Consider the following 12509-nt stretch of genomic DNA (forward strand, 5'->3'; position numbering starts at 1 on the left):
TTCCAAATGCAAAAAGGCCGCTTGCGGCGAGCACACTATTGACTCAAGGCGCTAATCCATTGTGGCGAGGGAGCTTGCTCCCGCTGGGCTGCGCAGCAGCCCCTCTTGGATGAGCGCTGCGCACTCAAGCGGGAGCAAGCTCCCTCGCCACGGATCCATTCACTTCGACGAGTAACATTGCACTCAGCGGCGTGCCCTCAAAAGGTTTTGCAAATGCTAACCGTTTACCATTTGTAATTCACGCTGGCGACGACGTTGCGTTGGTCGCCGTAGTAGCAGTAGGAACCGTCACAAGTGGACAGGTAGTCCTTGTTGAAGACGTTTTTTGCGTCCACCGCCACCGATACCCCTTTGAGCGAGTTGTTCAGGCGCCCCAGGTCGTAATGGGCCGACGCGTCATACACGGTATAGGAGCCGACGTGGCCCCAATCGGTGTTGGTGGTGTTGCCATAGGTGTCGCCGACATAACGCACACCCGCGCCGACACCGAAACCGTCCAGCGGGCCGTTGTGCCAGGTGTAATCGGCCCAGGCTGTGGCCTGGTGACGCGGCACCTGGGTCATGCGCTTGCCTTCTTCAGCCACGGTGCCTTTGGTGATTTCGCTGTCGTTGTAGGTGTATGAGCCGATCAGCTTGAGGCTGTCGGTCACGTCACCGGACGCCTCCAGTTCCAGGCCGCGTACTCGTACTTCACCCACTTGGCGGGTGATGTTGTTTTCAGTGACGGAGTTGTTCTGCTGGGTCAGGTCGAACACCGCCGCCGTCAGCAAGGTTTTGGTGCCGGGCGGCTGGTACTTGATGCCCACCTCGTACTGTTCGCCTTCGGTCGGCTTGAACGCGTCGGTGCTGTTGACGGTTGAACCCGCCGCCGCCTGGAACGACTGGGCAAAGGAAATGTACGGCGTCACCCCATTATCGAAGACGTAACTCAGCGCCGCGTTGCCGCTGAATTTCTTGTCGCGCTGGGTGTTGGTCGCACCGGCCTGGTTGTGGAACTCGGTGCCGGTGTGGATCCAGTCCTCACGACCACCGAGGGTCAGGCGCCAGTTGTCCAGGGCGATCTGGTCCTGGACGTAGAGACCGGTTTGCTGGGTCTTCTGGTTGTAGTCGTACATGGTGAAATACTGAACGTTGGAAAAGTCCTGTCCGTAGATCGGGTTATGGATATTGCTGTCGGGAACACCAGTGGAACCCCACAGCCAACGCGAATTGCTGTTGGAGCGCTGGTGATCCAGGCCTAGCAGCAAGGTGTGGCTCAGGCTTGCCGTTTGGAAGTCGGCCTGGAAGTTGTTGTCGACGGCGAACTGGCTGATGTCTTCGTCAACAATCCCGGCGCTGCGCTTGACTGTACCGTCGGGGCTTACTGCTTGATCAGGAGGAAATGTTCCCGCGGTGATGCCTTGGGACTCCAGATCACTCTTGGTATAACGCAAATTCTGGCGGAACTGCCAGGTGTCGTTCAGGCGATGTTCGAAGTTGTAGCCCAGCGCGTAGTAGGTACGGTCGTAGAATTCCCAATCCGGATCGCCGAGGTTCTTGTGGTGGGAAATCTTGCCCGCCGGCGAAGACAGCTTGGTGCCTTGCAGCGGCAAGAACTGCCCGGTGATGCCGGTGTCGTCGCGGGTGTACTGGGACAGGAAGGTCAGGCGGGTGTCGTCGTTGATGTTCCAGGTCAGGCTCGGCGCGAGGTTGTAGCGCTTGTCCGGGATGTGATCGACCTGGGAATTGCTGTCACGTACGGTGCCGCTGAGCCGATAGAGGAACTGACCTTCGTCATCGACCTTGCCGGTGCTGTCGAAATTGATCTGCTTGTGTTCGTAGCTGCCGGCCTGCAATTCGACTTCATGGCTGCTCTCGGCTTGCGGGCGACGGCTGACCATGTCCAGCATGCCGCCAGGTGGCGTCTGGCCGTAGACCGAAGACGCCGGGCCGCGCAGCACGGCGATGCGCTCCAGGTTCCAGGGCTCGATTTTCGGCGTGATGTAGTTGCCCTTGGGCAGCGGCAGGCCATCGAGGAATTGGGTCGGGATGAAGCCACGGACCAACAGCCAGTCGTTGCGCGAATCCGAGCCGTAGCCGCTGCTCTGCACACCGGCGGTGTAGCGCAGGGCGTCATTGAGGTTGAGGACCGAACGGTCTTCCATCTGCTGGCGCGTAACCACGGAGACTGAGCGCGGCAGTTCGACAATCGGCGTATCCGTCTTGGTGCCGGCGGCAGTGCGGGTGGCGACGTAGCCCTCGGTCGGGCCCCACGCGGTTTCGCTGACGCCGGCGCCGATTACGCTGGTTTCCGGCAGGGCCATGACGCCTTCAGGTACAGCCACCAGGCTGTAGGTGCCGGCGCCGCTTTGTTCCAGTTGCAGGCCGGTGCCGCGCAAGGCCTGGCGCAATGCGCCGGTGGCGTCGAACTGGCCCTGGACCGGGGCCGAGGTCTTGCCCGAGGCCAGGGACGGATTCAGGCTCAGGGCGAGGCCAGCCTGGCTGGCGATCTGGTTCAAGGTGCTGGCCAGTGGCGCGGCAGGCAGGTTGTAGGTGCGCACGCTCGAGGCCTGTTCGGCGGCCAGTAGCGGGCCGCTGGCGAAGGGAATGGCGAAGGCAATGGCGATTGCCAACAGGCTGGGGCGCAACAGGGTGTCTAGCGGGCGGGACATACGGCGGCTCCTGAATGGAAATATTTCTCAATTGCCTGGGTGCCGGATGAAAATTGAAAAGTGATAGGGCTGGATGAAAATAATTTAGATTCAGTTTTTAGATCGGCCTGGGTTTTGTGGTGTGTGGGGTGGCCGCTTCGCGAGCAGGCTCGCTCCCACATTTTTGACCGGGTCGCCCGCAATATTGTGTGCGCCGCCATCCCCTTGTGGGAGCGGGCTTGCCCGCGAAGGCGGCCTGCCTGACACAACATCCCTCAGGGCTTGGCCCCGTTCCTCGGTTCCACGACCACCCACCACTTCGTGTGATATCCGACCTGCACCGGCAAGGTCGGCAGCAGGGCGGTCAAGGCCAGGTCGGTGTCGTGCAGCGGGAAACTGCCGGTGATGCGCAAATCCGCCACTTGCGGCTCCACACCCAGGTAGCCGCGACGATAGCGCCCCAGCTCATGGACCAAATCTTCAAGACGGGCGTTATCCACCACCAGCATGCCGCGGGTCCAGGCATCGGCGCCGGGGTTCAAGGCGAGGGTCGGCCCGAGGCCGTCGCGGCGCATCAGCACTTGTTGGCCTTCGCGCAGGATCTGTTCCTGGTCCGTGGCCTGGGGATGCGCCGCCACAGCGGATTTCAACACGCTCAGGCGCGTGCCTTCGTCTTCACGCTTGACCAGGAATCGTGTGCCCAAGGCGCGCAGGCGGCCTTCACGGGTCTCGACGATGAACGGACGCGGGTCGTCGTGACCGGTTTCAACCAGGATCTCGCCTTCCTGCAGGACGATGCGGCGCTGCTTGTCATCGAAACGCACGTCCAGGGCACTGTGGGTGTTGAGGTTGATCAGCGTGCCGTCGTCCAGGCGCAGGGTGCGCTGTTCGCCTGTCGCGGTGCGCTGATCGGCCAGCCAGTAATCCAGCGGCAGGTAACGATCGCCGGCAAACAGCGCCAGGCCGATGGCCGCGATAACGCTGGCCAGGCCGCTGCCGACCTTGCGTATCCGGCGACGAATGCTCACCCGCGATTGCAGCAACGCGGCGCGCGCCGGCCCGTTGGCCACACTGAAGCGTTGGTCAAGCATGCCCAGCTGTCGCCAGGCCCGGGCGTGTTCTTCGTCGGCGGCATGCCATTGGGCGAAGGCTTCACGTTCCTGGGCGCTGCTCGAGTCCAGGGACAGCTGCCAGGCAATGGCGGCATCCAGCACGCTGGCCGAGACCGGTTTGGCATGGGCCTGACTCATGTCGGCTCACCATAAAGTGCGATGTAGCACTGGCGGATGCCTTGGGCGAGATACTGCCGTACGCGCGGCACCGAAACCCCCAGGCGCTCGGCGATTTCGGCGTGGCCGAGGCCGTCGAGGCGGTTATAGAGGAAGGCTGCGCGGGCCTTGCTCGACAGTTTGCCAAGCAGGCGATCGATGGCCTTGAGGTCTTCGAGAATGATTTGCTGTTCTTCCACCGAGGGCTGCTCGGCCTCGGGAATCAGCATCAGTTCGGTGAGGTAGGCCTGCTCCAATGCCGCTCGACGGAAATAATCGAACAACAGGCCCTTGGCGATGGCCACCAGAAACGCCCGCGGTTCGCGGGGCGCCTTCAGCTCTTCGCGACCCAGCAAACGCACAAAGGTGTCCTGGCTCAGGTCCTCGGCCCGTTGCGAACACGCCACGTTGCGTCGCAGCCAGGCCAATAGCCAACCACGATGGTCACGGTATAACGCACCAACCAGATCACTGTGGGGGCTAGGGACTGACGACACGGAGCATCACCGATGTTTTAAGTAACGAGAATTGTTCGCGATTGTGTCAGAGGCGGGGGCGGGAAAGCAATTGGCGCTGGTCGGGCGGCGCGGGATAAGGAAATTGAGGCCGGGTTCTGCGTGGGAGCGAGCTTGCTCCCACAGGGTAGTGTGTTCATCTTCAAGGTGAGTCAAAGCGAAGGCGCTTGCTGCCGCCGTTTCCATTGGCTCAGCCGTTGTTGCAGGTCAAGCGGGCTCAGGATCTGTTGCTGACGGGCGCGGCTGAACAGGATCAGCGCCAGTTCTGCCGTGGCCAGGGCGTCGGCACTGGCGTTATGGCGGTCGAAGACTTGCAGCTTGAACCAGTCGATCCACTCGTCCAGGCCCGACTTGCGCAGGTTGGCCTGGGGACAAAGCATCGGGGCCAGGTCCGCCACGTCGAGGAATGAATGCTGCAGGCGATAGCCCAAGTAGTCTTTCAAGGCGCGCCCGAGCATGTGGGAATCGAACGGCGCGTGAAAGGCCAGCAGCGGACTGTCGCCGACGAACTCCATGAACGCCAGCAGCGCCTCGGCCGGGTCGCTGCCGGCGGCAATGGCGCTGGGCGCCAGGCCATGGATCAGCACACTGGGTCCGAGTTTCTGTTTATCGCATTGCAAGGTGCGTTCGAACTGCTGGCTGAAGTCGATGGCGCCGTCTTCGATGACCACCGCGCCGATGGACAGCACCTGGTCCTTGTTCAGGTTCAATCCGGTGGTTTCCAGGTCCAGCACGACCCAGCGTTGTTTCCGCAGATCGCATTCACCCAAGGCTGAAGCCGTCGGCAGGCGTTCCAGGCGCCTTTGCATTTCTTCGGACAACATTGGTTGGGCTGGGCGCAACCAGGAAAAAATGCTCACAACTGATACCTCAGCGTCAGGCTGCTTTGCAGGCGTTGGGCCTGGCGCAGGGATTCGCGCAGGATGCGTCGGTCCAGATGGTTGAGGCTGTCGGGGTCGACGCGGTTGGAGTAGGGCAGGTTCTCGCGGGTTTGCAATTGATGTTGCTGCATGCGGGTCTGTTGAATGAAGTGATAGGCCTCTTCGTAGGCTGCGCCATCGAGCGGTTCGATCACTTGCTTGTCGACCAATTGCCGCAAGCGCTCCAGGGTATTGTTGGCTTCGATGCCGTTGGCCAGCGCCAGCAGACGGGCGCCGTCGACGAAGGGCGTCAGGCCTTGCACTTTCAAATCGAGGGTGGCTTTTTCGCCGTTCTTGCGACTCAGCACGAAATCCCGGAAGCGGCCCACGGGCGGGCGGTGGCGCAGGGCATTTTCGGCCATCATGCGTTGGAACAAACGGTTATCGGCCACTTGATCGAGGATCTGCCGGCGCAACTGCTCGCAGCCTTGCTCATCGCCCCAGACCACCCGCAGGTCGAAATAGATGCTCGAGCCCAGCAGGTTTTCCGGGGTTGCTTCGCGAATGAATGCCGAAAAACGCCGGGCCCATTCAGCTCGGGACAGGCACAGCTCGGGGTTGCCGGCCATGATGTTGCCCTTGCACAAGGTGAAGCCGCACAAGGCCAGGCTCTGGTTGATCTGCTGGGCGATGGGCAGTAGCAGGCCGCGAATCTGCGCGGCATGGGCGGCGTCCCGGGCCTCGAACAAAATGCCGTTGTCCTGGTCGGTGTGCAGGGTTTGTTCGCGCCGGCCTTCACTGCCGAAGCACAGCCAACTGAACGGCACGCCTGGGTCACCTTTGTCGATCAGGGTCAGCTCGATGACCCGGCATACGGTGTGATCGTTGAGCAGGGTGATGATGTGGGTGATCTGGGTCGATGACGCGCCGTGGGCTAGCATGCGTTCCACCAGTTGGCCGATCTCGCCGCGCAGGGCCACGAGGTTTTCCACCTTGGGCGCGTTGCGAATGGTCCGGGCCAGGTGCACCAGGTCGACGCGCTGCAAGGAAAACAGATCGCGCTCCGACACCACGCCACACAGGCGTTGGTCCTTGACCAGGCAGACGTGGGCGATGTGCCGTTCGGTCATGGCGATGGCCGCATCGAAGGCGCTGTGGTCCGGCGAGAGGAAAAACGGTGCCTGAGTCATGTGTCCTACGATGGCTTGGGAAAAATCCCCGGCCCCATCGGCCACCACCTGCCGCAGGTCGCGCAAGGTGAAGATTCCCACCGGAGCTTTCTGTTCATTAACCACCACGATGCTGCCGACCTGCTGGTCGTGCATCAGCTTCACGGCTTCGCGCAGCGGCGTGTCCGGGCTGCAACTGACTGGATGGCGCATCGCCAGTTCGCCCAGTCGCGTGTTGAGGGAATACTGGGTGCCCAAGGTTTGCGCAGACTTTTGCTGGACCTGTTGATTGACCTGGTCGAGCAGGCTGCTGACCCCGCGCAGGGCGAAGTCGCGAAACGGGCCGGACAGGGCGAACAGCTTGATGAAGGCCAGTTTGTTCAACTGCAGGCAGAACGTGTCTTCGCCGGCCCGGTGTTCGGTGCGCGTGGCCCGTTCGCCCAGCAGCGCGGCGAGGGGGAAACATTCGCCGGTGGTGATTTCGAAGGTCGTCTCGGTTCCACCCTTGGCCGTATGCGGACGTTCACCTACCACCCGGCCTTGCTTGACGATGTAAAAGTGCTCCACCGGGCCGTCGGCTGGTTTGATGATGGTTTCGCCCGGGGCATAAAAACGCAGCAGGCATTGCTCCACCAGATAGGCCAGGTGAGCGTTTTCCATCTGGTTGAACGGTGGGAAACGCTGGAGAAACTGCAGTGTCCCCTGGATGTTTTGCAACACCGCGGTTTTCCCTGCCTGGGTGAAGGCGTCCGCTTTTTTCATAACCATTACGCAGTCTTTTTTGAATTGTTGTGGTCGATCTGTTCTCCCATGGTCGGCCCCTCAGAGCGGGGTGCCCATTGGACGTAAGTCTAGGTCGCGGCCTAGGGGTGAACTTACGGAAAAAACCTACGCCAAGCGTCAGAAAAATCTTCATTAAATGTTCTTGGAAAAAAATCCGACGAAGTGCACATTGAAGCGCCGCAGAACGATGTCTGACCACTGTGCCAGGGGATCGATTTAAAGAACGTAGAGAGCACCATGTCCGACCACGATATTTTGAGTGACGCCGAGCGCGAGGCGCTGAGTGCCGTCATGCTGGAACCCGACCTGCCGCCGCAGCGCGTCTTGATCGTCGATGACGACAAGGACGCTCGTGAGCTGCTGTCGGAGATCCTGGCGTTGGACGGGATTCACTGCATGACCGCCGCCAGTGGTGAAACGGCACTCAAGATGCTGGAAACCAAGCCATCGATCGGCCTGTTGATCACCGACCTGCGGATGGGCAATGTTGATGGGCTGGAACTTATTCGCCTGGTGCGCGAGTCTCCGCGGGCGGCGCTGCCGATCATCATCGTATCGGGCGATGCCGACGTGAAGGACGCCATCGAAGCCATGCACCTGAGCGTGGTGGACTTTCTGCTCAAGCCGATCGATACCGACAAGTTGCTGGGGTTGGTCAAGCATGAGTTGGGGATGGATCTCTAGCCTGTCGTGAGAATGGCGCTATCGGGTGCTTTTGTGGCGAGGGAGCTTGCTCCCGCTCGGTTGCGCAGCGACCGCAGTGCAGGTCAATAAGATTCCGAACGCTGGAAAAGGGTCTGCTTCGCAGCCCAGCGGGAGCAAGCTCCCTCGCCACAAAAGCGCTCATGTATTTGCAAATGAAAAAGCCCTGATCTTTCGATCAGGGCTTTTTCGTTGTCACGCGCTGCTCAATCACAACCCATTGGCTGCCTTGAACTCACGACGACGACGGTGCAACACCGGCTCGGTGTAGCCGTTAGGCTGCTTCGTGCCTTCGATCACCAGCTCGACCGCCGCCTGGAAGGCGATGTTGCGGTCGAAGTCTGGTGCCAGCGGACGGTACAGCGGGTCGCTGGCGTTCTGGCGGTCGACTACCGGCGCCATGCGCTTGAGGCTTTCCATCACCTGGTCTTGGGTAACGATGCCGTGGCGCAGCCAGTTGGCGATGTGCTGGCTGGAGATACGCAGCGTCGCACGGTCTTCCATCAGGCCGATGTCGTTGATGTCCGGCACTTTGGAGCAGCCCACGCCCTGGTCGATCCAGCGCACCACGTAGCCAAGGATGCCCTGGGCATTGTTGTCCAGTTCGTTCTTGATCTGCTCCGGCGTCCAGTTCGGGTTGACGGCCAGCGGGATGGTCAGGATGTCGTCCACCGATGCTCGCGCGCGCTTGGCCAGCTCGGCCTGGCGGGCGAACACGTCGACCTTGTGGTAATGCAGCGCGTGCAGGGCAGCGGCGGTCGGCGAGGGAACCCATGCGGTGTTGGCGCCGGCCAGCGGATGAGCGATTTTCTGTTCGAGCATCGCCGCCATCAGGTCCGGCATCGCCCACATGCCCTTGCCGATTTGCGCACGGCCTTGCAGGCCGGTGCTCAAGCCGATGTCGACGTTCCAGTTCTCATACGCGCCGATCCACTTCTCGGCTTTCATGTCGGCCTTGCGCACCATCGGGCCGGCTTCCATGGAGGTGTGGATCTCGTCGCCGGTACGGTCGAGGAAGCCGGTGTTGATGAACACCACGCGCTCGCTGGCGGCCTTGATGCAGGCCTTGAGGTTGACCGTGGTACGGCGTTCCTCGTCCATGATCCCGACCTTGAGGGTATTGCGCGGCAGGTTCAGTACGTCTTCGACACGGCCGAACAGCTCGTTGGTGAACGCAGCTTCTTCCGGACCGTGCATCTTCGGCTTGACGATGTACACCGAGCCGGTGCGGCTGTTGCGACGGCTGGTATTGCCGTTGAGGCTGTGGATCGCTGCCAGGCTGGTGATCAGGCCGTCGAGAATACCTTCCGGCACTTCGTTGCCGTGCTGGTCCAGGATCGCGTCGATGGTCATCAGGTGGCCGACGTTACGCACGAACAACAGCGAGCGGCCGTGCAGGGTCACGCTCGAACCGTCGACGGCGGTGTAGACACGGTCGGGGTTCATGGTGCGGGTGAACGTCTGGCCGCCTTTGGCGACTTCTTCAGCCAGGTCGCCTTTCATCAGGCCGAGCCAGTTGCGGTAGATCACCACTTTGTCATCGGCATCGACGGCGGCGACCGAGTCTTCGCAGTCCATGATGGTGGTCAGCGCGGCTTCCATCAGGATGTCTTTGACGCCAGCGGCGTCAGTCTGGCCGACCGGGGTGCTGGCATCGATCTGGATTTCGAAGTGCAGGCCGTTGTGTTTCAACAGCACGGTGGTCGGTGCCGAGGCATCGCCCTGGAAGCCGATCAACTGGGCATCGTCACGCAGGCCGCTGTTGCTGCCGCCCTTGAGGGTGACCACCAGTTTGCCGTCGACGATTTTGTAAGCAATGGAGTCGACATGGGAGCCGGCCGCCAGGGGCGCGGCTTCGTCGAGGAAGGCACGGGCGAAGGCGATGACCTTGTCGCCGCGGACCTTGTTGTAGCCTTTGCCTTTTTCCGCGCCATCGGCTTCGCTGATGGCATCGGTGCCGTACAGCGCGTCATACAGCGAACCCCAGCGGGCGTTCGATGCGTTGAGGGCGAAGCGGGCGTTCATCACCGGCACCACCAGCTGCGGGCCGGCCATGCGGGCGATTTCGTCATCGACGTTTTGGGTCGTAGCCTGGAAATCCGCCGCTTCTGGCAGCAGGTATCCAATGTCTTGCAGGAAGGCTTTGTAAGCCACGGCGTCGTGGGCCTGGCCAGCACGGGCCTGGTGCCAGGCATCGATCCGCGCCTGGAAATCATCGCGTTTGGCGAGTAGGGCTTTGTTCTTCGGCGCCAGGTCGTGGATGACCTTGTCGGCACCGGCCCAGAACGCGTCGGCGGTGAGGCCGGTTCCGGGAATGGCTTCGTTATTCACGAAGTCGAACAGGACTTTGGCGACCTGCAGGCCACCGACTTGAACGTGTTCAGTCATTGCTTGCCTCACTCTGCTCAGCTATTTCGCTTTTCAGCTCTTCGATTTTGACAATGAAGCCTCGGGACATTTAAAGCACAAACCCCGGAACCAGTACATGCCATCGCTGGCGGCTGGGTGGTAAGCCTTGCTGACGGGGCTTTTCAGGGATGCGACTGCGCCTTAAGCAGACATCGGTACAACGTTATGTAGTGCTCGCTGCGGCATACTACATGATCAATTGCGGTTGTGAAAATTAGACTAATTGCGTCGTTCCGCGACCGACTAAAGCAGTACAGTCACGACGCGGTAGCGGATGTTCTCAAAAAAACGGATCATTGTTCCAGATAAATCTAATTAATGTACACATTTACCGTGGCGAGGGAGCTTGCTCCCGCTGGAGTGCGAAGCGCTCCCCTATTTAGGGGGGCTACTGCGTAGCCCAGCGGGAGCAAGCTCCCTCGCCACGAAAGCAGGGCGGTGCCGATTCATGGCTTGCCTATACTGTCCCTTCCCCAACAAGAGGACTGCGCCATGGACCACCTCGTCATCACTGTTTTCGCCCCGGACAAGCCCGGGCAGGTCGAGCGCATTGCCGATTGCATCGCCGACCACGGCGGTAACTGGCTGGAAAGCCGCATGTCGCGCCTGGCTGGGCAGTTTGCCGGGATCCTGCGAATCGGCGCCCCCGCCGAGGCCCATGAGGAACTGATCGAAGCCTTGCAGGGGCTATCGACTTACGACATCCGCGTGTTGATCGCTGAAAGCGCCCTCGAGGAGTCCTGCACCTGGAAACCCATCACCATGGAGCTGGTGGGCAACGACCGTCCCGGCATAGTGAGGGACATCACCCGGCTGTTGAGCGAGCAGGGCGTCAATGTCGAGCGTCTGGTGACTTACGTCCGGCCGGCGCCGATGAGCAGCGAGTTGCTGTTCCACGCCGAAGCGATCCTGGGGGTGCCCTTGACCCTGTCGCTGGAGACGTTGCAGGAACGCCTGGAGACCCTGGCCGATGAGTTGATGGTGGAGCTCAAGCTCAGCGACGAAGCGTGACGAAGGTTATCCAAGGAAAAACTGCGCCTGCCTGTGGATAACCTGTAGAGACCCGGCTCCAGCCCAAGCCCGCCGGGCCTCGGCGAGGAATGCTCAAAAAATCATCAGTTTTCAAGGGCTTGTGCACAAACGGCGGGGATCACGTTGTGGATAACCTTGGGAAGGATGAGCGCAGGCCACGCCAGACGTGGCCTGTAGAGGTTTGTGCGTTTTTTGATCAGTTGCGCCGACGCATGCTGATCACCGCATCGACGCTGTACACCGCCAGCCCGGCCCAGATAAACAGGAACGCCACCAGTGTGCTGGACGACAGGTGCTCACCAAACAGCATCACGGCGAGCAGCAGCACCAGCGTCGGCGCGATGTACTGGAGAAAACCGATGGTAGTGTAGGGCAAATGCCGTGTTGCGGCGTTGAAGCACACCAACGGCACCAGCGTCACGGGGCCTGCCGCCACCAGCCACCAGGCTTCGGAGGTGGTCCAGAATGCCGCCTGGGCACTGGTGGCCGTGGGATTGAACAGTAACCAGGCGATGGCGATCGGCACCAGCATCCAGGTTTCTACCACCAGCCCCGGCAATGCCTTGACCGGTGCCTGCTTGCGGATCAACCCGTAGAAGCCGAAGGTCAGCGCCAGCACCAGTGACACCCAGGGCAGGCTGCCCACTTGCCAGACCTGCTGCGCCACACCGACCGCCGCCAAACCCACCGCCAACCACTGCATGCGGCGCAGGCGCTCGCCGAGGATCAACATGCCCAGCAATACGTTCACCAGCGGGTTGATGTAGTAACCCAGGCTGGCTTCGAGCATGCGCTCGTTGTTCACCGCCCAGACGTAGGTCAGCCAGTTGGCTGCGATCAGCGTCCCGCTCAGGGCGAGGATAGCCAGGCGCTGTGGGTTGTCCCGCAGTTCGCGCCACCAGCCCGGGTGTTTCCAGACCAGCAGCAACGCCGCGCCGAACAGGGCCGACCACAGCACCCGATGGATGATGATCTCCACCGACGGCACGCTGGCGATGGCCTTGAAGTAGATCGGGAACAGACCCCAGATGATGTAGGCACTCAGGCCCAGGATATACCCGCGACGCGGGTTGGCGGCTTGCATGCAGAATCCTTGCTTAGGCAGCTAACAAAGGCGTGATTGTAAGGAGATTTGTCGGGT

The 12509-nt window shown here is 61.2% G+C and carries 9 protein-coding genes; 2 read left to right on the plus strand and 7 right to left on the minus strand.

Translation table 11 applies throughout. The features are described 5' to 3' along the window. Positions 1-224 precede the first annotated feature (224 nt). The 5 genes from BM300_RS20655 to BM300_RS20675 all read right to left on the minus strand — a co-directional run bounded on the left by BM300_RS20655 (position 225) and on the right by BM300_RS20675 (position 7204). A complete protein-coding gene (locus tag BM300_RS20655; RefSeq protein ID WP_092345314.1) occupies positions 225-2651 on the minus strand; it encodes a TonB-dependent siderophore receptor in 2427 nt (808 codons plus the stop codon). 254 nt (positions 2652-2905) lie between these two features. Next, entirely contained in the window at positions 2906-3880 is a 975-nt protein-coding gene (locus BM300_RS20660) for a FecR domain-containing protein (RefSeq protein WP_092345316.1), read from the minus strand. After that, complete coding sequence (locus BM300_RS20665) at positions 3877-4395, minus strand: RNA polymerase sigma factor (protein WP_046064522.1); 519 nt, start codon at positions 4393-4395, stop codon at positions 3877-3879. Before BM300_RS20665 ends, BM300_RS20660 begins: the two co-directional genes overlap by 4 nt. A 170-nt stretch (positions 4396-4565) precedes the next feature. Beyond that, a complete protein-coding gene (locus BM300_RS20670; protein WP_092345318.1) occupies positions 4566-5273 on the minus strand; it encodes a 3'-5' exonuclease in 708 nt (235 codons plus the stop codon). Further along, on the minus strand, positions 5270-7204 hold the full coding sequence (locus BM300_RS20675) for a putative nucleotidyltransferase substrate binding domain-containing protein (protein ID WP_305882106.1): 1935 nt from the start codon (positions 7202-7204) through the stop codon (positions 5270-5272). Before BM300_RS20675 ends, BM300_RS20670 begins: the two co-directional genes overlap by 4 nt. 258 nt (positions 7205-7462) lie before the next feature. On the opposite strand from BM300_RS20675, the gene BM300_RS20680 reads away from it, so the two are divergent. Continuing rightward, the gene (locus BM300_RS20680; RefSeq protein WP_003206256.1) at positions 7463-7909 is read left to right on the plus strand and encodes a response regulator; all 447 of its coding nucleotides are present in this window, start codon (positions 7463-7465) and stop codon (positions 7907-7909) included. Between the two features lie 228 nt (positions 7910-8137). Here the strand turns inward: BM300_RS20680 and BM300_RS20685 are convergent, their stop codons facing one another. Next, positions 8138-10315 carry a malate synthase G gene (locus BM300_RS20685; RefSeq protein ID WP_092345320.1) on the minus strand — a complete coding sequence of 726 codons (2178 nt, stop codon included), beginning with the start codon at positions 10313-10315 and terminating at the stop codon, positions 8138-8140. A 513-nt stretch (positions 10316-10828) separates the two neighbouring features. On the opposite strand from BM300_RS20685, the gene BM300_RS20690 reads away from it, so the two are divergent. Beyond that, positions 10829-11347: a glycine cleavage system transcriptional repressor gene (locus BM300_RS20690; protein ID WP_072342365.1), complete on the plus strand. Its 519-nt coding sequence runs from the start codon at positions 10829-10831 to the stop codon at positions 11345-11347. A 217-nt stretch (positions 11348-11564) separates the two neighbouring features. On the opposite strand, the gene rarD is transcribed toward BM300_RS20690, so the two are convergent. Continuing rightward, a complete protein-coding gene (gene rarD, locus BM300_RS20695) occupies positions 11565-12452 on the minus strand; it encodes an EamA family transporter RarD (protein WP_092463853.1) in 888 nt (295 codons plus the stop codon). Positions 12453-12509 lie beyond the last annotated feature (57 nt).

The organism is Pseudomonas sp. NFACC46-3 (assembly GCF_900114515.1).
GTDB lineage: Bacteria > Pseudomonadota > Gammaproteobacteria > Pseudomonadales > Pseudomonadaceae > Aquipseudomonas > Aquipseudomonas fluorescens_Q.